Annotated in this window: 18 protein-coding genes and 1 pseudogene; 11 read left to right on the plus strand and 8 right to left on the minus strand. The window is 34.5% G+C overall.

What is annotated here, in order from left to right:
• Positions 1–137 precede the first annotated feature (137 nt).
• From GJV77_RS01520 to dgt, 6 genes are all read left to right on the plus strand, one after another.
• Positions 138–1,115: a ribonucleotide-diphosphate reductase subunit beta gene (locus GJV77_RS01520; protein WP_155034593.1), complete on the plus strand. Its 978-nt coding sequence runs from the start codon at positions 138–140 to the stop codon at positions 1,113–1,115.
• Between the two features lie 18 nt (positions 1,116–1,133).
• Positions 1,134–3,527, plus strand: coding sequence for a ribonucleoside-diphosphate reductase subunit alpha (locus GJV77_RS01525; protein ID WP_155034594.1), 2,394 nt, complete (start codon positions 1,134–1,136; stop codon positions 3,525–3,527).
• 112 nt (positions 3,528–3,639) lie between these two features.
• Positions 3,640–3,867 carry a hypothetical protein gene (locus tag GJV77_RS01530; RefSeq protein WP_155034595.1) on the plus strand — a complete coding sequence of 76 codons (228 nt, stop codon included), beginning with the start codon at positions 3,640–3,642 and terminating at the stop codon, positions 3,865–3,867.
• A 146-nt stretch (positions 3,868–4,013) separates the two neighbouring features.
• Positions 4,014–5,090 carry a hypothetical protein gene (locus GJV77_RS01535; RefSeq protein ID WP_155034596.1) on the plus strand — a complete coding sequence of 359 codons (1,077 nt, stop codon included), beginning with the start codon at positions 4,014–4,016 and terminating at the stop codon, positions 5,088–5,090.
• Positions 5,091–5,227: 137 nt separating this feature from the next.
• Positions 5,228–5,932: an AAA family ATPase gene (locus GJV77_RS01540; protein ID WP_155034684.1), complete on the plus strand. Its 705-nt coding sequence runs from the start codon at positions 5,228–5,230 to the stop codon at positions 5,930–5,932.
• 24 nt (positions 5,933–5,956) lie between these two features.
• Positions 5,957–7,294, plus strand: a complete 1,338-nt coding sequence (dgt, locus tag GJV77_RS01545; RefSeq protein ID WP_155034597.1) for a dGTP triphosphohydrolase — start codon at positions 5,957–5,959, stop codon at positions 7,292–7,294.
• Between the two features lie 88 nt (positions 7,295–7,382).
• Here the strand turns inward: dgt and rpmA are convergent, their stop codons facing one another.
• Positions 7,383–7,643 (minus strand): 50S ribosomal protein L27, encoded by a 261-nt coding sequence (gene rpmA, locus GJV77_RS01550; protein WP_155034598.1) that lies wholly within the window; start codon positions 7,641–7,643, stop codon positions 7,383–7,385.
• Positions 7,644–7,670: 27 nt separating this feature from the next.
• A pseudogene (rplU, locus tag GJV77_RS01555) lies at positions 7,671–8,027 on the minus strand (50S ribosomal protein L21); the annotation flags it as partial.
• Between the two features lie 342 nt (positions 8,028–8,369).
• On the opposite strand from rplU, the gene GJV77_RS01560 reads away from it, so the two are divergent.
• The 3 genes from GJV77_RS01560 (at position 8,370) to GJV77_RS01570 (ending at position 12,228) form a co-directional block, all read left to right on the plus strand.
• Positions 8,370–9,689, plus strand: a complete 1,320-nt coding sequence (locus tag GJV77_RS01560) for a M16 family metallopeptidase (protein WP_155034600.1) — start codon at positions 8,370–8,372, stop codon at positions 9,687–9,689.
• A 17-nt stretch (positions 9,690–9,706) separates the two neighbouring features.
• Complete coding sequence (locus GJV77_RS01565; protein ID WP_155034601.1) at positions 9,707–11,761, plus strand: M16 family metallopeptidase; 2,055 nt, start codon at positions 9,707–9,709, stop codon at positions 11,759–11,761.
• 89 nt (positions 11,762–11,850) lie between these two features.
• The gene (locus GJV77_RS01570; protein WP_155034602.1) at positions 11,851–12,228 is read left to right on the plus strand and encodes a heavy-metal-associated domain-containing protein; all 378 of its coding nucleotides are present in this window, start codon (positions 11,851–11,853) and stop codon (positions 12,226–12,228) included.
• A 360-nt stretch (positions 12,229–12,588) separates the two neighbouring features.
• On the opposite strand, the gene gldD is transcribed toward GJV77_RS01570, so the two are convergent.
• Genes gldD through mutY form a run of 3 tightly spaced genes read right to left on the minus strand, consistent with a single transcriptional unit; the run spans position 12,589 to position 14,722 of the window.
• Positions 12,589–13,188, minus strand: coding sequence for a gliding motility lipoprotein GldD (gene gldD, locus GJV77_RS01575; protein WP_155034603.1), 600 nt, complete (start codon positions 13,186–13,188; stop codon positions 12,589–12,591).
• Positions 13,189–13,208: 20 nt separating this feature from the next.
• Entirely contained in the window at positions 13,209–13,658 is a 450-nt protein-coding gene (locus GJV77_RS01580; protein WP_155034604.1) for a single-stranded DNA-binding protein, read from the minus strand.
• A gap of 17 nt (positions 13,659–13,675) precedes the next feature.
• Positions 13,676–14,722: an A/G-specific adenine glycosylase gene (gene mutY, locus GJV77_RS01585; RefSeq protein WP_155034605.1), complete on the minus strand. Its 1,047-nt coding sequence runs from the start codon at positions 14,720–14,722 to the stop codon at positions 13,676–13,678.
• Between the two features lie 138 nt (positions 14,723–14,860).
• Between mutY and GJV77_RS01590 the strand changes: the two genes are divergently transcribed.
• Both GJV77_RS01590 and GJV77_RS01595 read left to right on the plus strand, forming a co-directional pair.
• The gene (locus GJV77_RS01590; protein WP_155034606.1) at positions 14,861–15,157 is read left to right on the plus strand and encodes an HU family DNA-binding protein; all 297 of its coding nucleotides are present in this window, start codon (positions 14,861–14,863) and stop codon (positions 15,155–15,157) included.
• Between the two features lie 288 nt (positions 15,158–15,445).
• Positions 15,446–17,002, plus strand: a complete 1,557-nt coding sequence (locus GJV77_RS01595; protein WP_155034607.1) for an Rne/Rng family ribonuclease — start codon at positions 15,446–15,448, stop codon at positions 17,000–17,002.
• Between the two features lie 48 nt (positions 17,003–17,050).
• On the opposite strand, the gene pbpC is transcribed toward GJV77_RS01595, so the two are convergent.
• The 3 genes from pbpC to GJV77_RS01610 all read right to left on the minus strand — a co-directional run bounded on the left by pbpC (position 17,051) and on the right by GJV77_RS01610 (position 25,454).
• Positions 17,051–19,432 (minus strand): penicillin-binding protein 1C, encoded by a 2,382-nt coding sequence (gene pbpC / locus GJV77_RS01600; RefSeq protein ID WP_155034608.1) that lies wholly within the window; start codon positions 19,430–19,432, stop codon positions 17,051–17,053.
• A 61-nt stretch (positions 19,433–19,493) separates the two neighbouring features.
• On the minus strand, positions 19,494–25,001 hold the full coding sequence (locus tag GJV77_RS01605) for an alpha-2-macroglobulin family protein (RefSeq protein WP_155034609.1): 5,508 nt from the start codon (positions 24,999–25,001) through the stop codon (positions 19,494–19,496).
• A gap of 12 nt (positions 25,002–25,013) precedes the next feature.
• The gene (locus GJV77_RS01610) at positions 25,014–25,454 is read right to left on the minus strand and encodes a nucleoside deaminase (RefSeq protein ID WP_155034610.1); all 441 of its coding nucleotides are present in this window, start codon (positions 25,452–25,454) and stop codon (positions 25,014–25,016) included.
• Positions 25,455–25,467 lie beyond the last annotated feature (13 nt).

Consider the following 25,467-nt stretch of genomic DNA (forward strand, 5'->3'; position numbering starts at 1 on the left):
GTAATTGTTGATAACTATGCTTTTTTGTGAATAAGTTCGAATGTTAATCTTTTTAAATTGGAGGTAAAAAGTTTAATCTTTGTAGATATACCAATCTTCGATTGAAGAACATTTTTAAACTTAAAAATCAAATTGTTATGATAAATCAAGAGCCTATTTTAACCGAAAATAAGAATCGTTTTGTTATTTTTCCAATTAAACACCATGATATTTGGGACTGGTATAAAAAAATGGAGGCTAGTTTTTGGACAGCAGAGGAGATTGATTTACAGCAAGATTTGGTCGATTGGAATAATAAGTTAAACGATGATGAACGTTACTTCATCAAACATATTCTTGCCTTTTTTGCTGCGTCTGATGGTATTGTAAACGAAAACTTAGCAGAGAATTTTGTGAATGAAGTTCAATATCCAGAAGCTAAGTTTTTTTACGGATTTCAGATTATGATGGAAAATATTCACAGCGAAACCTATTCTTTGTTAATTGATACGTATGTGAAGAATGAAGAGGAGAAAGATCAATTGTTTCGCGCAATAGAAGTATTTCCTGCGATTAAAGAAAAGGCTGAGTGGGCATTAAAATGGATTGAATCAGATTCATTTGCAGAGCGTTTGATTGCTTTTGCAGCTGTTGAGGGAATTTTCTTCTCGGGAGCATTTTGTTCTATTTTCTGGTTAAAGAAAAGAGGTTTAATGCCTGGGCTGACATTCTCTAATGAATTAATTTCAAGAGACGAGGGTGTACATTGTGACTTTGCGGTACACTTACATAATAATCACTTAATAAATAAAGTATCAAAAGAGCGTATTAGAGAAATTTTAGTCAACGCCTTAAATATTGAAAGAGAGTTTATCACAGAATCTTTACCAGTTAGTTTAATTGGAATGAATGCTACTTTGATGACACAATACTTAGAGTTTGTAACAGATAGACTATTGGTAGAGTTAGGATGTGCAAAAGAGTATAACGTAGGTAATCCATTTGATTTTATGGACATGATTTCATTACAAGGGAAAACAAATTTCTTTGAGAAGCGTGTATCAGAATATCAGAAATCAGGTGTTATTTCAAAAGAAGAGGGTGGAAATACAATTAGCTTTGATGCTGATTTTTAATTTTTAAAGAAGAAAAGTATGTATGTAATAAAAAGAGATGGAAGAAGAGAACCTGTTAGTTTTGATAAAATTACAGACAGAATTCGTATTCTTTGTTATGAATTAAGCGATTTAGTAGACCCTGTTAAAGTAGCTATGCGCGTAATCGAGGGGCTGTATGATGGAGTGCAAACAGCTGAATTAGACAATTTAGCTGCTGAAACCGCAGCATCTATGACAGTTTCACATCCTGATTATGCTTTATTGGCTGCACGTATTGCTGTATCTAACCTTCACAAAAATACAAAGAAGGTATTTTCTGAAGTTGTAGAAGATTTATATACTTATGTTAATCCGAGAACTAATCAGGAGGCACCACTTATTTCTGACGAAGTTTATGAAGTAATTAAAGCAAATGCGGAGCGTTTAGATTCTGCTATTATTTATCAACGTGATTTTAACTATGATTACTTTGGGTTTAAAACTTTGGAGCGTTCATATCTTTTAAAATTGAATGGAAAAATTGTAGAGAGACCACAGCACATGTTGATGCGCGTGTCTGTAGGGATACATCTAGGAGATATTGATGCGGCTATAGAGACATATGAATTAATGTCTAAAAAGTACTTTACTCATGCTACTCCTACACTTTTTAATTCAGGAACACCAAAACCTCAGATGTCTTCATGTTTCTTGTTAACCATGAAAGATGATAGTATCGAGGGAATTTATGATACCTTAAAGCAAACGGCTAATATTTCTCAGTCGGCTGGGGGTATTGGGCTTTCAATTCACAATATTAGAGCGACGGGCTCTTATATTAGAGGTACAAATGGTACGTCAAATGGTATTGTGCCAATGCTACGCGTATTTAATGATACTGCTCGCTATGTAGATCAGGGTGGAGGAAAGCGCAAAGGTAGTTTTGCTATCTATTTGGAACCATGGCATGCTGATGTTTTCGATTTTATTGAGTTGAGAAAAAACCACGGAAAGGAAGAAATGCGTGCACGTGATTTATTCTTGGCATTATGGATGAATGATTTGTTTATGAAACGCGTTGAGTCTGATGCACAGTGGACATTAATGTGTCCGAATGAGTGTCCAGGTTTATGCGATGTGTACGGAGATGAATTTGAACAAATGTACACCTCATACGAAGCAGCAGGTAAAGGACGTCGAACAATAAAGGCGCGTGAGTTGTGGGAGGCTATATTAGATGCTCAGATTGAAACAGGAACGCCTTATATTTTATATAAAGACGCAGCAAATAAAAAATCAAACCAGAAGAATTTAGGTGTTATTCGTTCTTCTAATTTGTGTACAGAGATTATGGAGTACACATCACCAGATGAAGTAGCTGTATGTAACTTAGCATCTATTGCTCTACCAATGTTCGTGGAGAATGGAGTGTTTAATCATCAGTATTTGTTTGATGTTACTAAGCGTATTACTCGTAACTTGAATAAAGTAATTGACCGTAATTACTACCCAGTAGAAGAAGCGCGTAATTCTAATATGAGACATAGACCTGTAGGTCTAGGAGTTCAAGGATTGGCGGATGCCTTTATTTTAATGCGTTTGCCTTTTACAAGTCCTGAAGCGAAGAAGTTAAATCACGAAATATTTGAAACGATTTATTTTGCGGCTGTAACGGCTTCGATGGAAATGGCAAAAGAAGAAGGAGCTTACTCTACATTTGAAGGGTCTCCAATTTCACAAGGGGATTTCCAATATAATCTATGGGGAATGAAAGATGAAGAGTTAAGTGGTCGTTGGGATTGGGCTTCTTTGAGAAAAGAAGTAATGGCAGCAGGAGTTAGAAACTCTTTATTGTTAGCACCAATGCCTACAGCTTCTACTTCACAAATCTTAGGTAACAATGAGGCTTTTGAGCCATATACTTCTAATATTTATACTAGACGTGTATTGTCAGGAGAGTTTATTGTTGTGAATAAACACTTATTAAAAGATTTGGTAGAATTAGGTCTATGGAATGAAGAGCTTAAGCAAGAAATAATGCGTGCAAATGGATCTATTCAACATATAAACTATATTCCACAAGATATTAGAGACTTGTATAAGACTGTATGGGAGCTGAGTATGAAAGATATTATTGATATGTCTCGTGATCGAGGTGTGTTTATTGATCAGTCTCAATCACTTAATCTGTTTATGGAAGGAGCAAATTACGCTAAGTTAACTTCTATGCATTTTTATGCATGGAAGGCAGGACTGAAGACAGGTATGTATTATTTGCGTACAAAATCTGCTGTTGATGCAATTAAGTTTACCTTGAATAATGATAAGAAAGAAGTTGTAAAACAAACAGAAGAAGTACAGAATATATCAGTTGAAGATTATCAAGCTATGATACAACGAGCTAGAATGGCAGCAAATAATGATGATGACTGTGAAATGTGCGGTTCATAATATTGAAAAGGAGAACTTTGTGTTCTCCTTTTTTTATTTAGTAAGTTATTTTCTATTCGTGTCAGAAGCAGTTAATAACTATGTATATTTGCGCTTTAAATTGTAACGCATTATGGGTAAAGAAACTAAAAAAGGAGTTTTTAGAGGGATTATAGAGAAAGACGAAAAAGGGAATTACTTCTGTGGTCCGTATATGTTGGATTATCAATATACTGAAGCTAACTTCAAGTTAGGAGATTTGATTAGTATAAAAAAGGTTATAGCTAACCCAAGTAGTAAAAGTAATGAGACTTATCCAATGAAGTCTTTAAAGTTTTTCTTGGCGAGTGACGAAGAATAGTAAGAAAGGCGATGATTTAGAAATCATTGCCTTTTTTCTTATATGTATATTTTAGCTTTTTACCTTATGTGACTCATTGGCTAACTTATTTCATCATTAGGTTCTGTAGTTTACATTTCTTATTTTTAGCATTAAATAAAAAGGAAATGAGCAGATCGATTATAAGTGGTGTTTTACTAATGAGTAGTTTTTATGTTTATAGTCAAACATATTTTAATACGAAGATTGGTGTAAATGATATCAAACAGTTGTTGGGTTCTAATGCTAAAATAAGTACAATATTGGTCGATGAAGAAGAGAGTTTTGAAGCCAACTATTTGTTTCATCTAAATAATGGTGAGGATTTGCGTATCGAAAGTCAGAATGTTTATTATTATGACAATGGGACCGCTGATGTTGCTTCAGAGGGATATATTCGGTTTATTGATGACCAAACTAGATTAGTTGGCTTGTATGATGAAAAAGGAGAAGTTGCTATACCTGCAGTCTATAATTACTTGACAAGGGTAGAGAATGGGTTAGTTGTTGGTATTAAGGGGGCTGAGAAAAAGTATTTAGGTAATGACAAGGAGCACTTTACTTATGATGGTGGGGATCGGTTGTTAATGAATGTAAAAGGGGAAGTGTTGGTAGATGATTTTACTGCCTCAAAATCACTTGATTTTTTCAGTTTATCAATTGAGGAAAACAATCTGATTGAATTGCCTTGTCGTACATATTTTAAAGGAAATGATGGGTTATATTATTCATTCGTCATATTAGAAGACTTCTTTCAATCCTTTATAATGAAGGATTTTATACCTGGTTTAAGAAAAGAAGGAATAGAACAATATTTACAGCCTAATGAATTTAAGCTGTACTATCAGATCGGCGATGAGGACGAAGGGGTATATGAAACGCTCATTAAGCAAGGAGATACTTATTATGAAGTGTTGAAAAACGAAGACACCTCTAGGGTGTTGTCTATTGTACAGAAAGTTTTGTCTCCTGAAAATAAGGAGAAAGGAGCGTATTTTGTCGGTAATACGTTTTTAGATCCTTCTATAGTAGGTGAGTCAGTTTATTATGATGGTCATGGTGAATGGTTAGAAAGTGTATTTCCAACGTTTACGTATGTGATTACAGAAGATAATAATAGGAAGGTAAAGCAGCACTTGTTTAGTTTTTTTCGTGATATAAACGGAAATATGAAATTGTATCAAGTTTATATTAGAAACGAGTAGGAGTAATGCGAATATATAGTTGGATTAATGTATAATATTCGTAATTGTTGTCTTATTAGTGTAAAGTATAATTATTCTGAATGAGATTCGAAGTATATTTGCATTTAGACAACACAAAACTAAACACAATTTATATTATGAGTTCTTTGTATTATTTAGATCGAAGCAAGATATCTTTAGACGATGTCATGTTCAATGACAATGTGAAAGAAGCGTTAGAGCAATTTTTAAAAGAGTACAAGTATCGTGAAGTTATCATGAAGTACAATTTACCTGTGAGTAATAAGATATTGCTTTATGGTAAAACAGGCTGTGGAAAAACAATGACCGCAAAGGCAATCGCTAAACACTTAGATAAAAAGCTTATTGTGGTAAATCTAGCGACTATTGTCTCGTCTAAATTAGGTGAAACAGCTAAAAATATTGAAAGTCTTTTTAAAGAAGTTCAATATGAAAGCTCAGTATTATTCTTTGATGAGTTTGACTCATTGGGTCAAATTAGGGATTATGATAATAAAGATAATAGTGAGATGAAGCGTGTGGTAAATGCCATTCTTCAGTTGATTGACAATTTGCCTGAAAAGTCTATTTTAATGGCAGCAACTAATCAGATTCACATGATAGATGAAGCTTTGAGACGTCGTTTTGAACTGCAGTTGGAATATACTTCTCCTAATGCGGAAGCATTAGATTCTTATTACGATAAGATGTTGGCTGTATATCCAGAGGAGTATAGAGCTGTAGAGCGTATTTACGATATCTCTTATGCCGAGGCTAAGACACATATTTTTAAAACAGTAAAAGATAATATCATTAATAGTCAAATTGCTTTAGAGCAATAGTTAAACTTAATATAAGAGAGATATATGATGAAATGGGAGAAGCTTTTGTCGCTTAAAAAACAAGGAGATACATTCGAAAGACATCGTTTAGATGAACGAGAGACACGTATAGGGTTTGAAGTTGATTACGATCGTATTGTGTTTTCATCTGCCTTTCGAAGTCTTCAAGATAAGACACAAGTTATCCCTTTGTCAAAGACCGACTTTGTGCATACTCGATTGACACACAGTTTAGAGGTTTCTGTCGTTGGACGTTCTTTAGGTAGGAATGTAGGAGAGAAATTACTTAGTAAATATTCTTATTTAGCGCAAGAATATGGTTACACGGTTAATGATTTTGGCGCAATTGTAGCTGCGGCTGCTTTGGCACATGATATTGGAAACCCTCCATTTGGTCATTCTGGGGAGAAAGCAATAGGTGATTTCTTTTCGACAGGTAAGGGTCAACAATACAAAAAGTTCTTAACAGCTTTAGAATGGCAAGACTTTGTCGATTTCGAAGGGAATGCTAATGGATTTACTGTATTGACGAGGTCTAGGCCAGGAGTATCAGGTGGACTTCGTATTTCGTATGCTACTTTAGGGGCTTTTATGAAGTATCCTAAAGAGAGTTTACCAAAACGACCATCTACTGATATTTCAGATAAGAAATATGGCTTTTTTCAAGGAGATAAGCAGGCATTTTTAGATGTAGTGGAAGAGTTAGGAATGATTAGAAAGGATAAGAATACGATTCGTTATCATCGTCATCCATTAGCTTACCTAGTAGAGGCTGCAGACGATATCTGCTATACAATTATTGATTTTGAAGACGGTATTAATCTAGGGTGGATTGCTGAAGAGCGTGCTTTAGAGTTTTTGATTAAGATTGTAGAGAAGAATATTAACCGTGATACATATTCTCAACTTACTTCAAAAGAAGATCGTATTAGCTATTTACGTGCGTTAGCGATTGGAAGTTTAATTCAAGATGTTACACGTGTGTTTATTGAGAATGAAGAAAGGATTTTAGCAGGTGACTTTCCATATTCCTTAACGGATAAATGTAGCTTTATTGCACAGATGAAAGATATCATTGGTGTTAGTGTAGAGAATGTTTATCACAGCAAGGAGGTTGTAGAGAAGGAAATCATAGGGTATAAGGTTATCCATAGTCTATTGGATAGCTTTACAACAGCTGTTAATAATAAGCATAATCAATGTGAGACGCATTACGATGAGTTAGTATTAAAGTTATTACCAGAAAAATATTACCTAGAGACAGATAACCTTTATGATCGATTGATGAGCATTTGCTATTTTGTATCAATGCTTACAGATGGGAAAGCATTGGAATTATATCACTCGTTGAAAGTAGAATAATAACGTCAATTATATTATACAAAAAAAAGCACTTAATTTATAATTAAGTGCTTTTTTTATTTTGTTACCTATAAAAGGTATTTGATTCTTAAGCTTCAAATGGAATTACAGAAACGTATGACTTGTTGTCTTTTTTCTTTTGAAATTTAACAACACCGTCAATTTTCGCGTGTAAAGTGTGATCTTTACCCATGTAAACGTTTTCACCAGCATTGTGCTTAGAACCTCTTTGTCTAATGATGATGTTACCAGCGATAGCTGCTTGACCACCGTAAATCTTAACACCTAAGCGTTTCGATTCTGATTCTCTACCGTTCTTAGAACTACCTACACCTTTTTTGTGTGCCATGACGTTTTAAATTTTGTTTGTTAATTACTCAGCTGCTTCAGCTGTTTTTTTTGTTGCTTTCTTTTTAGCTCCACTTGCATTGATTCCTTCAATAACAATTTGAGTTAAAGCTTGTCTGTGACCGTTTTTCTTTTTGTAACCTTTTCTTCTTTTCTTTTTGAAAACGATTACTTTATCACCTTGTAGGTGTTGTAAAACTTTAGCTTCTACAGAAGCACCTTCTATAGCTGGGGCGCCAAGAGTAACGTTGTTGTCTTCATCGATTAAAAGAACTTTGTCAAAAGTAACAGTTGTTCCTTCTTCAGATGCTAAACGGTGAACGTATACTTTTTGGTCTTTGCTCACTTTGAATTGTTGCCCTGCTATCTCTACGATTGCGTACATAACAATAAAATTAAAATGTTAATTAAGGCTGCAAATATAGTTTTATTTTTTGGTTTCTAAAAATATATCATTCATAATTTTTGTTATTGATTCATTATATACTTCTGTATAGTAGTGTTTTATCAGTGAGTGACTTACCTTTTTTATTTCGTTTCCTCTTTTTGCTTTTAGCGATTGTGATTTTGTACTGAATATGTCATGATTTTTTTCTGCCTAAGATGTTTGTGTAATTATTTATCGGTGCGAAAGTGTATTTAAAAAAAAATGCGAATTATTTGTAACAAACTTTATAAAGTACCGACTCATTAGGTAGAATAACCTAATTTCAAAAATAAATATAGAATGAGAAAATCCTTTTTGATTTTGAGTGCTTTGCTTCTAGGTGTAGGAGCTACTGCTCAAAAAGTGGAATTTGAAGAGTACACGTTAGACAACGGTCTTCATGTGATCTTACACCAAGACAAGTCTGCTCCTGTGGTAGTTACTTCTGTGCTATATCATGTAGGAGCAAAGAATGAGAATCCAGATAGAACTGGTTTTGCTCACTTTTTTGAACACTTATTGTTTGAAGGAACAAAGAATATTGAACGCGGTGAGTGGTTCAAGATTGTAACTGCTAATGGTGGACAGAATAATGCTTATACGTCAGACGATAAAACATATTATTATGAAGTTTTCCCGTCTAATAACTTGGAGCTTGGTTTATGGATGGAGTCTGAGCGTATGATGCATCCTGTAATTAACCAGATTGGTGTGGATACTCAAAATGAGGTGGTTAAAGAAGAAAAGCGTCTGCGTATGGATAACCAGCCTTATGGACAGTTGTTGCCTGAAGTTAAGAAAAACTTGTTTTCAAAACATCCTTATAGATGGGCGCCTATTGGTTCTATGGAACATTTAGATGCAGCCACTTTGGAGGAGTTTTTAGCTTTCAATAAGAAGTTTTATGTGCCAAATAATGCTGTTTTAGTTGTTGCTGGGGATATTGATAAGACGCAGGCTAAAAAGTGGATTGAACAATATTTTGGACCTATCAAACGCGGGGCTGATGTAGAACGTGTGATGGTAGAAGAAACACCAATCACTAAGGAGATCAGAGCGGAATACCAAGATCCAAATATTCAAGTGCCAATGCTTGTACAAGCTTACCGTATTCCTTCTATGAAAACTAGAGATGCTCGTGTATTAGAAATGATATCTTCTGTTTTATCAGGAGGAAAGAGCTCTCGTTTGTATAAAAAGATTGTTGACGAAAAGAAAATGGCTTTACAGCTTGCGTCATTTAGTTTTAGCCAAGAGGATTATGGTATCTACTTTATCTATGGATTGCCGATGGAGGGTTATACATTGAATGATCTAACTAAAGAAATTGATGAGGAAATTGAGAAATTACAAACTGAACTTATTTCTGAACGTGATTTCCAAAAGTTACAGAACGTTTTTGAAAAGAATTATGTAGATGCAAATTCTGACATTGAAGACTTAGCGGATAACTTAGCGACTTACTACAAATTATACGGGGATATCAATTTGATCAATACTAATATTGATATTTATAGAAGTGTAACTAGAGAAGAAATTAGAGAAGTTGCAAAGAAATATTTAAGCAAGAACCAACGTTTGATTCTTGACTATATTCCTGAAAAGAAAGCTAATAACTAATTAATCGATTGAAAGAAATGAAAAAAGTATATATATATGCAGCCTCTTTAGCTATTGCTTTTACAGCTATGCAGGGGTATGCTCAAGATAGAAAGCAACCAATACCTGGTCCAGCACCAACTATTAATGTAAGTGAACCAACAAGTTTTGTGTTGAAAAATGGCTTGAAGGTTATGGTTGTGAAAAATTCAAAACTACCTCAAGTCTCTTATATGTTGACTATTGATAACCCTATTGTTTTTGAAGGTGAGAAAGCAGGGATGTCTAGTTTGGTTTCTGGACTGATGGGGACTGAAACTAAAACTAAAAAGAAAGATGTTTACAATGAAGAGATTGACTTTTTAGGTGCATCTATTCGCTTTCATGCTGGTGGAGCATATGGTTCAGGATTGTCAAAGTACAATACTGAAATCTTAAGTTTATTAGCTGATGGTGCTTTAAATTCTGTGTTTACGCAAGAGGAGTTTGACAAAGTTAAAACACAAACATTAGAGTCGCTTAAAGTAAACGAGAAGAGTGTAACAGCTGTTGCAAGACGTGTTGAAAATGCATTGCTTTATGGTAAGAACACTGCGGCTGGTGAATTTGAAACAGTTGAGTCAATTGAGAAAATTACACTTAAAGACGTAAATGATTACTACGCTAAATACTTTACACCAACTAATGCTTATTTAGTTATCGTAGGAGATGTTGATGTGAAAGAAACAGAGAAGTTAGTTAAGAAATATTTTAATGCTTGGAAGGGTTCAAATGCTTCATTTGCACCAGTGAGCGTAAAAGGTAACGTAAATTCGATGGAAATCGATTTTGTTAATATGCCAAATGCTGTTCAATCGGAAATTGCTCTAGTTAATGAAGTGGATTTAAAAATGAACGACAAGGATTACTTTGCGGCTTTAATGGCTAATCAAATTTTAGGAGGTGGAGGAGAAGGACGTCTATTTCTTAATTTGAGAGAAGCTCACGGTTGGACATACGGTGCGTATTCTGCGTTAACGACTAGCCGTAAGTATCCTGGGAAATTTAAAGCGACTGCTTCTGTTAGAAATGCTGTGACGGATAGTGCTGTGACTGAGTTTGTCAAAGAGATCGACTTAATGAGAAATACTTTGGTAAAAGCGGAAGAGCTTAAAATGGCGAAAGCTAAGTATGTTGGTAATTTTGTGATGAGCATACAAAAACCAGAAACAGTGGCGCGTTTTGCTTTGAATAAACAGTTACATAAATTGCCTAATGATTTTTATGAATCATATATTAAGAATATTAATGCTGTAACGGCTGAAGATGTTCAACGCGTAGCTAAAAAGTATTTCTTAAAGGATAATATGCGTGTTGTCATTGTAGGAAAAGGTAGTGAAGTAGGTAAGCAAATTGAGCAATTAGGATTGCCTATTAATTACTTTAACACATTTGCGGATCCAATTGAAAAGCCTGTATTTGAAAAATCGGTTCCTGAAGGAGTTACTGTTCAGTCTGTATTAAATAAGTATATTGACGCTATCGGTGGTGAAGCAAAACTTAAAGGGATTAAGTCTGTTGAAGTTACTAGTAGCGCTACAGTACAAGGAATGACATTAGAGTCTGTAACTAAGGTAAAAGATGGTTACCTTTCTTTAGAACAAAAAATGATGGGAAGTGTTGTTTCTAAGCAAATTGTTACTCCTACAGAGGCATTTGTTATGGCTCAAGGGCAAAAGATAGCGATGGAAGGTGATGTTCTAGCAGAGGCTAAAGAAAGTGCTTTCATTTTTCCTGAATTGAATTGGGTAAAAGATTTGTCTTCTTTTTCTATACAAGGCATAGAGACTATTGATGGAAAGGATGCAGTAGGTATCAAGAAAGGTAATTCGGTACACTATTATGCTGTTGATTCTGGATTAAAATTGGCAACTAAAGTTACTAGAGAACAAATGGGACAAGTAATGGTACAGGCAACAACATATCAAGACTATAAAACAGTAGATGGAGTTAAATTTTCATTCAAACAGTTAATTAATGTTGGTGTAGAGTTTGAAAACGTTGTTAACGATATAGTTATAAATAAAGCATTTACAGACTCAGATTTTCAATAATTGATTTTTGATACGTCTAGCACGAAAAAGCAACTAGAAATAGTTGCTTTTTTCTTACCTTTGAACTTATAATTTTCAAATAACATACTATGAACTTTTCAAGATTAGCAATCGTATTTTTGGCTGCAGGAGCTGTATTCGTTAGTTGTAACGATAAAAAATCTCCTGCGGAGACTGTAACTGAAGCGACAAAAGAAGTTGCTAAACAAGAGGTAGCAGGAGTTGTGGAGAAAACAACTTTTCAAATTGAAGGAATGACATGCGCTATTGGTTGTGCTAAGTTAATTGAAGGAAAACTAGCTGGTCTAGATGGTGTGAAAGTTGCAACTGTAGATTTTGAAACAAAAACAGCTACAGTAGAGTTTGATGATAATAAGCAAAATGTTGAATCGCTTATTAAAACAGTGGAGAAAATAGCAAATGGAATATACACAGTGGATACATCTAGTATAGCAAGTGTAAAATAGGTAAAACAGTTGTTTTATGACAAGTTCGAGACTGCTTCTTAGTAATAAGGAGCAGTCTTTTTGCTTTTATATTTGTCGTATTTGTTGCCAAGAATGCAGATTTCTTCCACTATACCTGCAGTATGCATTGGAAAACGGTAGCTATTGGCAACAAAGGGTCAAGAAAACTGCACGTATTCTGCAGGCAGTGTAGTAAACGAATCCCAAACTTCATTCGTGAGCAGAGGAGATTAAGTTAGGGTCGATAAATGCATTTAAGAGCACTTTGACTTAAAAATAGCTAGGGTATTTCGTTTTGAGAAAAAGAGAAGTATTACTTGTTAAAATTGAGTCTTTTGGCTATTTATCTACTGTATGTACCTAATTGATTGATTTAGTAAGTGACGATTGGTTTTTCCATTGAAGGGTTTCAATCATTACTCTCATATCTTCAGCTATATACTCTTTTGCTGGATAGATAGAATCGTAATTAGGCGTAACATAAAAGTATAACGATGCTGTCATAAAGTTATGGATACTATCAGTCGCATAAAATTGCACGTTAGTGGCGGCATCTCCTTGGAGGGTATAATACATTCCATACACTTTATGTGTGGGGTTTAAATAGGGCTGCTCTACGATATCATCAGCTTTGATAAAGTGTTCGTAAGTTAACTTTTGAGCATCTTTAAGCAGATTGTCTAAATTGTTGTTTACAACTTTATAGTTTAGATATACCGTAGCTTTCATCTCAGGATAGTGAATTTCAACCGAATTCGCTTTAACTTCTTTGATAGTTGTATTCTTGTTCTTTTCAAAAGTAAAGTTAGAATTTTTGTTTTCAAATAGGGTGTACTCCTGATTTGGATATTCTAAGGCTAAAAAGGCAGTAGGCTTAGGAAGACTATCGCGTTTGCATGAAAAAAATAATCCACTAATGAAGAGTAAAGACAATATGGTTAGACCTTTAAATTGAGGCATGTGTTTGTTGATTTATTGAGTTAAAACGGAACGTTGTCATTATTGTTTTCTTTTGGAATGACGAAATTGTCAACGGCAGTTTGTTTTTGTTGAGCAATGTTATCTTGTGGTTGATTAGCGTTATTGCTAGTTTTTTTTACATCAAGAAATGTAAAGTCAGTAGCAGTAATTTCTACGATAGATCTGTTGCTACCATCTTCGGCTACCCATTGACGAGTGCGAATTTTTCCTTCGATATAGATGCGGTCTCCTTTAGAAAGGTATTTCTCACACAGTTCAGCCATTTTGTTTTTCACTACGATATTGTGCCATTCGGTTGAAGTGATGCGTTCATTCGTTGTCTTATTGGTATAAACTTCATTCGTTGCTAAAGAAAAACGACCAATACAATTTCCGCTTTCAAAATAGTGCATTTTCACATTGTCGCCTAGATGGCCGATTAAGATTACTTTGTTTAATGTACCGCTCATGATGGAAATATTTAAGGTTAAAACGCTAGTGAGTTGATAAAATTATGTATAACAATTGGAAAAGCAAAGGTATTAATTTGTTGCCAATGTATTTTTTCGTGCTCTTTTTTTGCTGGTAGGGATAGACAGTCAACAAGCCAAAAATTAATGTGTAATTTTTGGTGAGAGAGTTGGTGTATGATGGTTTCTTCGTTTAATTGTTTGATTTGGTTATAACTGATTTCTGGATATATTGTGTCAACTGTTGTTTGAATATTTATTTCTTTTTTGTCGAAATGATCGATTACAGGAAATTGATACAATTTTTGCCAAATGTCTTTTTCTTGCCGTTTTATTAGATAGGTGTTTTTTTCTTTATCTAAGAAAACGAGGAAATTAAGAAAGCGGCTTTTAACTTTCGTTTTCGTTAATTTTACAGGCAGTTGTTCAATTTTATTGGTTTGATAAGCTACACAGTTTACGATAAAAGGACAGGTATCACATAGTGGTTTTTTTGGAGTGCATTGGATCGCTCCAAAGTCCATAATCGCTTGATTGAATAATGCGGGTGTCTCTTGAGAAATTAATTCAGCGGCTTTTAACTGAAACTCTTTTTTAGTAGGTCCTTTTGAAATATCAGAGGTGATACCATATATTCGTGCGATTACTCGAAATACGTTACCATCTACTACGGGTACTATTTCACCAAAGGCAATAGAAGCAATCGCTGCAGCGGTGTATTCGCCAATCCCTTTTAGCTTAAGTAATTCTTTATAGTTGTTTGGAAACTGCCCGTTAAGTTCGTAAGCAACAGTCTTGGCAGTATGGTGAAGATTTCTTGCTCGGCTGTAATACCCTAAGCCTTGCCACAATTTTAATACGTCATCTTCTTCTGCATTAGCTAAATCAAAAACGGTTGGGTAATGCGTTAAAAAGGCTTGAAAATAAGGTAATCCTTGGGCAACTCGTGTTTGTTGAAGTATAATTTCTGATAACCAAATTGCATATGGATCAGTTGTTTCTCGCCATGGTAAAGTTCGTTTATTTTCTAAATACCAAGTAATGAGTTTATTATAAAATATCATTGTCAAAAGTCTTGAATGCAAACTTAAAACTTTATATAATTAAATTTTAATCGATTAAGGTTGAATTATTGGATTTTAAATTAATATATTTGCACACTCTAAAAATTCGGACAACAACAAAATAATTTATATCTAAAAATGACGAAAGCAGACATTGTAGCTAAAATTTCTGAGAAATTAGGGCTTGAAAAAGGGGACGTACAGGCAACAGTTGAATCTTTTATGGATGAAGTAAAAGCGTCGTTAGAGTCAGGTGAAAACGTGTATCTAAGAGGTTTTGGTAGTTTTATCATAAAGACAAGAGCTGAGAAAACAGGAAGAAATATTTCAAAAAATACTACAATTAGAATTCCTGCTCATAATATTCCTGCATTTAAACCAGCAAAGGTTTTTGTAGAAGGAGTGAAGTCAAACACAGAAGTTAAAGTAAAATAATTTATTAATCTCTAAATTACACACATTATGCCAAGTGGTAAAAAAAGAAAAAGACATAAGGTAGCGACTCACAAACGTAAAAAAAGAGCGAGAGCTAACCGTCACAAGAAGAAAAAGTAGTTTAAAACTACTTTTTTCTTTTACAGAAAGAAAAAGAAAAAAGACTTATCTCTTCGAGAGATAGGTCTTTCAGGTTATATACCTTTTATTGTTGTTTAATCCATCTATACAAACTCATTTTTGTAGAAATAACTTATTAATGGATGAGTATGGATATAAATGTACAGTATGAATAAAGAGCTAATTATTAGGTCGAATTCTGATACAGTAGATTTTGCCTTATTAAAAGATGGAAAACTTATAGAATTACACAGAGAACGTGAACAAACAGAAGACAAGGGTTTTCAAGTAGGTGATATTTTCATTGCCAAAATTCGTAAACCAGTTGCAGGATTAAATGCCGCTTTCGTTCATGTAGGGTTCGAGAAAGATGCTTTTTTGCATTACCACGATTTAGGTCCTAACCTTAAAACTCTGTTGAAATTTAGTAAACTTGTAAGCGGAGGTAAGTTAAAAGATTTTTCTTTAAAGAATATTCCTTTTGAAGAGGAGATAAGTAAAGATGGTGTAATCACCGATGTACTTAGTGCAAATCAATCATTACTGGTTCAGATTGTAAAAGAACCTATATCTACAAAAGGACCGCGTATTAGTTCAGAATTGTCAATTGCTGGACGTTATGTAGTTTTAGTTCCGTTCTCTAATCGAGTGTCAATCTCTCAAAAGATAGACTCAAAGGAAGAGAAAGAACGTTTAAAGAAAATGGTACAAACAATCAAGCCTAAGGGGTTTGGTGTTATTGTGCGTACTGTAGCAGAAGGTATGTCTGTTAGTGATATCGAGAAGGATTTAGAAAACTTGATGGAAAAATGGAATACCATGTGTAGAAAGTTAACAACTGCTCATCATCCTTCTAAAGTATTGGGAGAAGTAAATAAAGCTTCTTCGATCTTGAGAGATGTATTTAATGATACTTTTACAGGTATTATTACAGATGATGAGGACATGTATTACCACACGAAGGATTATTTGCAGGAGATAGCTCCTTCGAAGGTTTCTATTGTAAAGCATTATCAGTCGAGAGAAGTTCCAATTTTTGAAAAATATAGTATTGAGCGTCAGATAAAAACGTCTTTTGGTAAGACGGTTTCGATGAGCAAAGGTGCTTATTTAATAATCGAACACACGGAAGCTCTTCACGTAATTGATGTGAACAGTGGAAACAGGTCAAACAAAGCTCAGTCTCAAGAGGACACTGCTCTAGAAGTAAATTTAATCGCTGCGGCTGAAATAGCTAGGCAATTGCGATTAAGAGATATGGGAGGAATTATTGTTGTCGATTTTATTGATATGGGTAATCCAGAGAATAGAAAAACACTATATGATTTCTTGAAAGAGGAAATGAGTGATGATAAGGCCAAACACAAAATCTTGCCGCCAAGTAAATTTGGATTGATCCAAATTACAAGGCAAAGGGTTAGACCTGAAGTAAATATCGAAACGAGAGAGGAAGACCCTAATGAACATGGGGAGATAGAAGCTCCTATTCTTGTAATAGATAAGATTAAGGCTGACTTGGAAAGTATTATAGCAAAAGATAATTCGACGAAGATTATCTTGAATATGCATCCATTTGTGGCTGCTTATTTAAAAAATGGGTTTCCATCAATCCGTATGAAGTGGTGGTTGGAGACTAAAAAGTGGATAAAGATTGTTCCACGTGATGCTTACACGTATTTAGAGTACCATTTCTTTGATAACAATGGAAATGATTTATCAGAATAAAAAAAGACCTGCTAGTTGAGATTAGCAGGTCTTTTATATTTAACACGTTTAATCGTCGTGTGCATTCTGTATATTTAGTTCAATCGTTTTACTATCTCCGAGTGAGTTGACGATGGTTAGATAATGTATTCCAGGTGTTGCTTGGACAGGCATTTCATGGAAGAGTGTCGTTTGTCCTATATACTCTTGGTCGATATACCAATAGAGGTTTTTATCTTCGGTGTTTACAGCCGCTTTAGCAACTATAGGTTGAAGGTCTGAATTAAAGTTTTTGGTAAGGTAAATAACTTCACCGTGAAGGGGGTATATGAACTCCAGACTCTTTTTGTTTATATCTTGTTTACAATCTTCTCTAAAAGGTGGTAGATCTAAGTATGTACTGTGAAAATTTTTGTAATAAGAAGCCATAGTAGGTGGTAGATTAAACCAAGGTTTAGCTATCATATTACCTACGAGTTCACATTTGCTATTTACACGGTATGTTTCTGTTTGATCTAAATGTATCAGTATGTGATATGGGCACAGTTCCATTTTTTTAGAGCGATAAGGTATTAATTGAGTCGTGGTAGTGCAATATGGACCTGCAGGATATCCAGATAAAGTACAAGTTTCTTGTTCTTCTAGATCATCAAGTGGTATGTCGAACCAATCTGATTTAGGAAGCAGTTTGAATAGGTCAAACAGGATAGGTCCTGCCATGCGTACACCACTGATTGAAGGCCTTCCTTCTCCAGTAGCATTTCCAACCCATACGCCAATGACATATTTTTTGTTTGTTCCAACTGCCCAAGCATCTCTACCTCCAAAACTTGTACCTGTTTTCCAGGCTATTTTCACTGCGGAATCATAATATCTCCAAGCAGAGTCATCTTCTGGTCGATTGACTTGAGTAAGTGCTTTAAAAGTGCTGTAAATTGCTCCAGCACCTACTGTGGTAGATTCTTTTAGTGTGTTTCCGAAGTCCAGTGTGGAATTTTCAGTATTCCAGATTAATTCTTGTGCTTCTTTTTCTCTATATTCTCCTTGGTGTGTATTAAAATGATTTAAGGTTGAAGTCATTGTCGTATAGGCTCTAGTAACCTCCCATAAACTACTTTCAGCTCCTCCCAGAACAAGTGAAAGTCCGTAGTGGTAAGGATGTTTGTCAATGCTACTAAACTTGAAATTATGTAGTTGATCATAGAATTTATATACGCTGTATTTTTGTAACATTAGAACAAAAGGTATGTTAAGTGAACGAAATAAAGCTTCATCAGCAGGTACTCCTCCTTGATAGGTATTATTGAAATTCTTTGGTTTATAACCAGAAATCACTATAGGGATATCTTGTACTAAAGTTTTTGGTAATAATTCAGCTTCATCAAGCATAGCGGCGTATAAGAAAGGTTTAAGTATACTACCTGTACTTCGTTGAGCTCGAATGATATCAACGTCTTTTTTATGTTCAATTGTAGTTGGTGAGTTACCAATATAACTTAGAATTTGTCTAGTTTCAACATCTATAATAATTGCAGCTATATTGTGTACTTCTGTTTGACTGTAATTTTTGTAATAGTTAGCTATAATCGTGTTTGCTTGATTTTGAAGACTAAAATCAAGTGTTGTTTTGATGCGTTGCCCTTTGTGTTGTCCAGTAGCTAAGTGCAAAAGATGCTGTGCAATTTGAGGGAGTTCATGAGGTTTATTTGGCAAAGGCTCTATGAGCGATAGATCATATGTACTTTGATCAATAATATCATTCTCAAGTAATTTCTTGAGTAGTGTATTTCTTTTTTTAAGTAAAATTCCCTGATTTTTTCCAGGATAGATTAGTCTAGGAGCGTTTGGCAATATAGCTAAGGTAGCGGATTCAGCCCATGAGAGCTGATCAGGTGTAGTGCCAAAGTATCTCCATGCAGCCACATCGATACCAACTACATTACCTCCAAAAGGTGCATGCGAAGCATATAAGGCAAGAATTTTTTCTTTACTATATTTAAATTCTAATCGCGTAGCTAATATAGCCTCAATTAGTTTCTCACCATAACTGCGTTCTTGTCCTTTTCGGGCTAAACGAATAGTTTGTTGGGTTAATGTACTTCCACCTCGAACGACTTTCTTGGCTTTTAGGTTTGCAACAAATGCTTTGGACATAGAGATAGGGTTTATTCCCCAATGGTAATCAAAATATTCATCTTCAAAATATGTAATACACATTTCAAACTTATAGGGTACTGAATCAGTTTCAGGAAATCTCCATTGTCCATCTGTAGCAATTTGTGCTCCCATTAGCTGTCCTGTCCTACTCTCAATAACAGTAGAGTAGGGAGTTTTAAATAAAGTTTTTGGCAAGCAGAAGTAGTAAAGAACTAGTAGAATAAATAATAGACTAACTATTACCTTCTTTTTAGTACTCCACGTAGACCATTTTAAATGCTTTTGAGTAAACATAGGCGTATAAATAAGTATAGGGAGTTTCCTCCCTACACTTTGATTGTGTTTTTGAATATTTTTAAGGGGTTACCTCTATCCATTGACCAGCTTTTCGACATCTATAGGTATTGTCATACATTGCATCAGCATAGATTCCAGGCATGTAGTATTTACCAATATATGAAGCATTAAGTGTTACTTTAAACGTTTTACTTTCTCTAGCTTTTAGGAAGAAGTAAAACTGTGTTCTATCGTCCCTTATATCTGTGTGGTCTACTTGGTTATTTTCGCCTCCTGCTTCTGTGAAACGAAGGTTAACAATTTCCCAACCAGAAGGTATAATCTGAGTTAATGCCACATTTTCAATAGACTGACCGCTGTTATTGGTAATCGTAATATAAGCAGCAAACTCAGTACCTTGTCTAATAGTTGATGGATTAATCGGGACGTCATTTGTATTTGTAAAACCTATGCGGATATCAAGCTTACTTTCTTCTGTTAATTCTTTGCCTATCGGAAGAATACCACTCACGGCTACTTTAGCATATAATGTACCTTCTTCCTTATTAGTGATAGAAATTTCATTATTAGGTTTAACAGCTAAGTTTACATTTGCAATATTTGATTTTGAAGTCAAGGTATTATCCTTACCGTTAAAGTTGTACTCTGTTCTTATCGTAGAGGCAACTTTATTCTTTTGCAAGTATTTCGAAATAACATTTAAACTATATGCAGTAGTCTGTGTACTCATCCATGTATCAGAACCAAGTCTATTGGCTAGTTTGATTGCTAAATCATTTGTGAGGTTAGTGTCCGTCCCTGTACTTAATAATGTTTCAAGTTCCATGGCCATGTTGCGTTCATATGAGCCATAGTAGTAATAAGTGTCGTTTTCACTACTATCCGTTTTTGTTGTACTGATAAGTTTATTAGCCGCATCTTTTTGACCGATCAGGGCGTAAGTAGCCGCAAGACGCAATTGAGCTTGGTTGCTCAGTCCTTTAGTTTCTCTTAGTCGGTTCATAGCAGCTACTTCTGGAGCATTTGCTAAGGCTAAAGTGTACAAGCGATAAGCTTGTGCCAGGTCGTTTGAATAACGCGTGTTTTGACGCCATTCACGAGCTTCTCTTTGCTGATAGGCAATCCAATTGGCTTTGCTGTTAACAGGTAAAGCATATCCTTTTTTCTCAGCTTCGATAAAGAAGTGACCTATGTATGATGTTACCCAGTCACCAGCATAGCTAGAACTGCTCCAATAGCGGAATCCTCCATTAGGTAGTTGACGTTGTGCAAGCATAGCAATACCAGCATTTATATTGCGTTGTGTACTTGCTTTTTTCGAATCATCTAATGGTGTGAAATCTGCCAAGTACAACTGAGGGAATACACCAGACGTAACTTGTTCGCTACAACCGTGAGGGTAGCTGATTAGGTATTTTAAACGCGATGTTAAGTTTATACTTGGGAAATTAGATAATTCTAGTACAGCCCCATTACTGTTTTGAATACCAAAACTATCCCACTTAATTTTACTTGACTGACCAGGTAGAATGGTAGCGGCATAATTAACTGTCGTAACAGGGTTTGGATTTAGTACATCTAATTCAATTTCATAAGTTGCTTTTTCTTTTCCAGAAGTAGCTTCAATAGTTACTTTTGAAATACCTGTTTTTTGTAATACATCTAAATCAAAGTATAGGACTTTTTCTTCAGGTTTACTAAAATTAACATTTTGTGTGTTTGAAGATAAAATGTTGAACTTATCATCTGTAATTACTTTTACTTTTACATCTTTTATGTGCTTTTCCATTGCGAAAACAGTAACTGGTAATGTAATTTTTTCTCCAGGAACAGCACGACGAGGAAGTGAGCCAAGAATCATTAATGGGTTGTTTACCTTTGTAGCTTTTTCTGCACTTCCATAGGCTTTTGTTTCTGTGTTTGCAGCAATTATCATTGTACGGACAGAACCAATATATTTTGGCATTTTTAGTTTGTGATTCACTGTTTTTCCAGCCTCAAGTTCGAAAGGCCCTTCAAAGAGTACAACAGGTTTGAAGCGGTTTGCCTTTTTCACTTGACCAGCTCCTAAGTCTTCATCACCACCGATACTGAATACTTGGTTGATAGATCCTCCATATGCTCCGATTACATCGTTGTAAATATCCCAAGTACGTATTCCTAAAGCTGTTTTACTATAGAATTTGTCCCAAGCATTAGGGGTTTTAAAACGTGTTAAATCAAGTAGTCCTTCTTCGACAACTGCGATAGAATAAGTCATCTTTTGCCCATTTTTCTCTTTGATTTGGACATTAAATTCTGTATTTGGACGCAATGTTTCAGGCATTGTAATGACAGGTTCTAGCTTCGTCTTTTTATTGAATACATTAATAGGAGCTATGCCATAAAGACGAATAGGAGAGTCGTTAAGCGTGTTTGCATGCGGTTGAATAGATGTAATGCTTATATATGCATTAGGCGCCATACTAGGTTTGGTCGTTAGTTCAAAAGAAGTTTCTCCTTTAGTCGTTTTAACCCAATGTGTTTCGATAATATTTGTTCCGTTTTCAACAGATATTAATGCTCTACCCCCCTCACTTGAAGGGAATGAAATCTTGACAGTTTCTCCAGTGTTATAGTCTTTTTTGTCGGTTGATATAGCAAGCATAATAGCATCTTTTGCTTCATTGCCTTTTGAGCGAGACATATAGTAAGGCCAATCTACATAAACGCTTGTCGCTGCAATATGTTGGCTTGAATCATCAGTAGCTACGATTTCATATCTACCCCAATCCTGTTCAGGAATAGTAATCGTGTATTCTGCCGTTCCATTGGTATTAGTTGATACTATTTCAGATGCGTATAAACTATAATAGCTAGATGTGCTATAGTTTGAATAGCCATTACCTCCTTCGCTCCACCACCAAGAGCCTTTAGTTCGATAAACTTTTACATTTATTCGACCTTCAAGTGTTTCTTGTTGGTCATTGATTTTTATAAGTTTGAAGCTTAGTTTTTTATCAGTTTCGTAATAGCCATATTTGTTAGGTTCAGGTGCTTTGATACCCACATAAGAAGAAAAAGGAGAATAGGTAGCTGTAGAGACATCCGTAGAGACATCACCTCCTTTTTCGTGTACTTTCGTTACGAAAACAGCTTTGAGTAGTCCCGCATTAGTAAAAGATTGTTTTAGATTAAGGTCAAAACTAAAGTTACCAGAATCATTCGTTTGCCCATTGAACAATGTTTGGTCTTGAGAGTAATCAGAGTAAAGGTTATTGTCAAATGTATAACTTTTAAACTTGCTAAAAGTGGTTGGTTGCTTGATTAACTTCATGTTTACACTTGCTTGTAGATCACGTGCAATACCTCCTTGTAACCACTGGACATTAAAGTCAACACGACTATTAGTACGGCTAGATATAGTTTTACCTTCTACATTGTTTTTAATTTTTAAGCGGTTAGGCTTAATGGTCTCTACTTTAATTGTTTTGTTGAATTTAACTCCTCCAATATTAATTTGTGCAGACCAATTTCCTGTAGGAGATTCATCTGTTGTTTTTAGTTGAAAAATGTAGTGGTTAATATTGTTTTTCTTTTGAACAATTTGATCAACAAGTTTTCCATATGGATCGAAAAAAGATAGTTTGATAGGATGATTTGTTGGTAATGGCTTAGCAGTATCATCTAAAATAAAACCAAGATAAATGTTATCACCAGGTCTCCAAACACCTCGTTCCGTATATACATATCCATTAAGTCCTTTTGAATATTCAGTACCATCTACATCAAAATTACTAACCGATAAGGCATTCTTGTTTTCAATATTGACATAGGTCGTGTTTTTATTGTACTTAACAACTGCAAAGGCCGGTGTTTGATTTTCTAGGTTGATATTTAAAAGCCCACTTGAATTTGTTTTAGCAGAGGCTATTAATTGTTGTTGATAAGTATAAAACTCAACAGTAGCATCTCCGATAGGCTCAGTAGTGATTAAGTTGGTTACAATAGTTGTATATACGTTGTTGCTTCCTCCTTTAACGATCACACCTAGATCGGTAGCAAGAACATTTGTTGCTTTTTTACCTTGGTAATAATAGTAAGATTCATTACATGGATTTTTTCTTTCAGACCAGTCATAATAGTAGTAGTAATCACCGTAGTCATCATCTTCATAGTATTCGCTATCATTGAACTCTTCTTCAGTTTCTCCATCACCATTATCTGGACAGTTATATAGTGAATATGCTTTTTTCATAGAAAACTCTACTCTGTAAATAGCTCCTGGCTCAGGCTTGATAAGCTCTGATAAATCAAGAGCATAGGTGTTCCAATTTAACAATGCTTTTTTGTTAGGATTGGTTAGGTTAATTGTTTTTTGAGCAATTGGAGATGCTACTTTTTTTAGGTAATAGCTTCCACTAAGCCCATTATCTTGTAAGAATTGTAATACATTGTTTTCGTATATTCTATAGACTTTTACATCAACCGCATTTAGAGTAGTTGCTTTGAAGTTTATTTTTAAGTTTTGAGAGCTAGGTAGAATTGTTCCATTACTTAATAACTCTACGGCAGGTTTTTGAATTCCAAAATTGACAAAGAATGATTTATTGTAAGTAGTAGATAGGGTAGAAGTTCCGTTCATTCCTTTAATACCACTATGAACAATTACTTCTGCTTCATTGTTGAAAGGTTTATCACTATATACTTTCAAAACGTTGCCATCTGTTGTATAAGTTAATTTAGCACTGCTATCAGATACTGTAATTAAACCGTCAAAGTTTTGGTTTTTCTTTATAGGGTAATTGAAGTTTACCCAAAAAGTTTGATCATCACCAATAAAGGTTTTAATGTTAAATGCAGCAAAGCCTCCTTCTGTTGGGAGGTTATAAGTAAATTCAATCTTTTGGTTAATATCGATTGGCTTACCGTCAATCTTTGCTGTTAGAATACTAGAGGTATTGTCAATATTTTTTACAATGAAAGGAAATTCTTTAGTTTCAATATCGTTATCACCTGTCAGTTGTATTTCAACTTTTTCATCATCTGTATATGCTGATATTATTTTCTCAATTTGTTTCTTCTTAACAAAATCAGTTGATGATAATACTGCATTAACTAAATATTCATTAGATTTAGTTGATTGAAGATCAAGAAAGTCAATGTGAAAAGATAAAGGAATAGTGTTTAGTTGAAACGTAAAATTATCTAGTGTTTCATCACTTTGGATAATGTCTTTAAGTTTCAGTGTGACAATGTATCGTTGATCTTGTACCAATTTTTCATTTGGTTCAAATCGAATAGTATTTGATGGGGCAAGAAAGTATAGTTTACCATTTACTTTTGGGGAGATTGTAAATAAGTTTTCCTCTAATTCCTGATTGGTTTCCCAGTTTCCCCAGTTTTTAGTTAATACTATATCTATAGGAGAATTTGTTGGGATTACTCCTGAAGTGAAAGAACTGATATACTCTGTATACAGTTTTGGGTTTGATAACTGCTCATTTTCAGGTGTTTCTTTCTTACATGATTGTAAGAAGATAAAACTGAGAACAGTTAAGATTAATAGTAGTTTTTTCAATTTCATAGTGTATATTTATTATGTTCTTTTTTTTGTAAAAAATTCAATCATTAAGTTACGACATTCTTCTTCGAGCACGCCGTATTTAATCGTGGTTTTAGGGTGTAATTTACCTCCGAAAGCTCGATATCCTCTTTTAGAATCCTCAGCTCCACAAACAATATGAGAGATTTGACTCCAGTATAAAGCTCCTGCACACATTTGACAAGGTTCTAAAGTTACGTATAAAGTGCAGTTTTTTAAGTATTTAGCGTTTAAATAATTTGCAGCAGCTGAAATTGCTTGGATTTCCGCATGAGCAGTGACATCGTGAAGTAGTTCTGTTAGATTATGACTTTTGGCAATTATTTGGTTGTTGGCAACAACAATAGCGCCAACGGGAATTTCTCCCTTTTCTTTCGCTTCTTTTGCTTGATTAATTGCTATCTGCATAAAGTATTCATCAGAAAAAATAGTCATCTTATTTGTCTTA

Origin of the sequence: Myroides pelagicus (assembly GCF_009711055.1) — a bacterium.
GTDB classification, from domain to species: domain Bacteria; phylum Bacteroidota; class Bacteroidia; order Flavobacteriales; family Flavobacteriaceae; genus Flavobacterium; species Flavobacterium pelagicum.

Bases quoted from the DNA above. Each gene is read 5' to 3' on its own strand.
- gldD (WP_155034603.1), bottom strand. From the start codon at position 13,188: ATGCCTCAATTTAAAGGTCTAACCATATTGTCTTTACTCTTCATTAGT.
- GJV77_RS01605 (WP_155034609.1), bottom strand. From the start codon at position 25,001: ATGAAATTGAAAAAACTACTATTAATCTTAACTGTTCTCAGTTTTATC.
- GJV77_RS01610 (WP_155034610.1), bottom strand. From the start codon at position 25,454: ATGACTATTTTTTCTGATGAATACTTTATGCAGATAGCAATTAATCAA.
- GJV77_RS01525 (WP_155034594.1), top strand. From the start codon at position 1,134: ATGTATGTAATAAAAAGAGATGGAAGAAGAGAACCTGTTAGTTTTGAT.
- dgt (WP_155034597.1), top strand. From the start codon at position 5,957: ATGATGAAATGGGAGAAGCTTTTGTCGCTTAAAAAACAAGGAGATACA.
- GJV77_RS01595 (WP_155034607.1), top strand. From the start codon at position 15,446: ATGAATAAAGAGCTAATTATTAGGTCGAATTCTGATACAGTAGATTTT.
- GJV77_RS01530 (WP_155034595.1), top strand. From the start codon at position 3,640: ATGGGTAAAGAAACTAAAAAAGGAGTTTTTAGAGGGATTATAGAGAAA.
- GJV77_RS01560 (WP_155034600.1), top strand. From the start codon at position 8,370: ATGAGAAAATCCTTTTTGATTTTGAGTGCTTTGCTTCTAGGTGTAGGA.
- GJV77_RS01580 (WP_155034604.1), bottom strand. From the start codon at position 13,658: ATGAGCGGTACATTAAACAAAGTAATCTTAATCGGCCATCTAGGCGAC.
- GJV77_RS01565 (WP_155034601.1), top strand. From the start codon at position 9,707: ATGAAAAAAGTATATATATATGCAGCCTCTTTAGCTATTGCTTTTACA.
- GJV77_RS01535 (WP_155034596.1), top strand. From the start codon at position 4,014: ATGAGCAGATCGATTATAAGTGGTGTTTTACTAATGAGTAGTTTTTAT.
- pbpC (WP_155034608.1), bottom strand. From the start codon at position 19,432: ATGTTTACTCAAAAGCATTTAAAATGGTCTACGTGGAGTACTAAAAAG.
- GJV77_RS01520 (WP_155034593.1), top strand. From the start codon at position 138: ATGATAAATCAAGAGCCTATTTTAACCGAAAATAAGAATCGTTTTGTT.
- GJV77_RS01590 (WP_155034606.1), top strand. From the start codon at position 14,861: ATGACGAAAGCAGACATTGTAGCTAAAATTTCTGAGAAATTAGGGCTT.
- mutY (WP_155034605.1), bottom strand. From the start codon at position 14,722: ATGATATTTTATAATAAACTCATTACTTGGTATTTAGAAAATAAACGA.
- GJV77_RS01570 (WP_155034602.1), top strand. From the start codon at position 11,851: ATGAACTTTTCAAGATTAGCAATCGTATTTTTGGCTGCAGGAGCTGTA.
- rpmA (WP_155034598.1), bottom strand. From the start codon at position 7,643: ATGGCACACAAAAAAGGTGTAGGTAGTTCTAAGAACGGTAGAGAATCA.
- GJV77_RS01540 (WP_155034684.1), top strand. From the start codon at position 5,228: ATGAGTTCTTTGTATTATTTAGATCGAAGCAAGATATCTTTAGACGAT.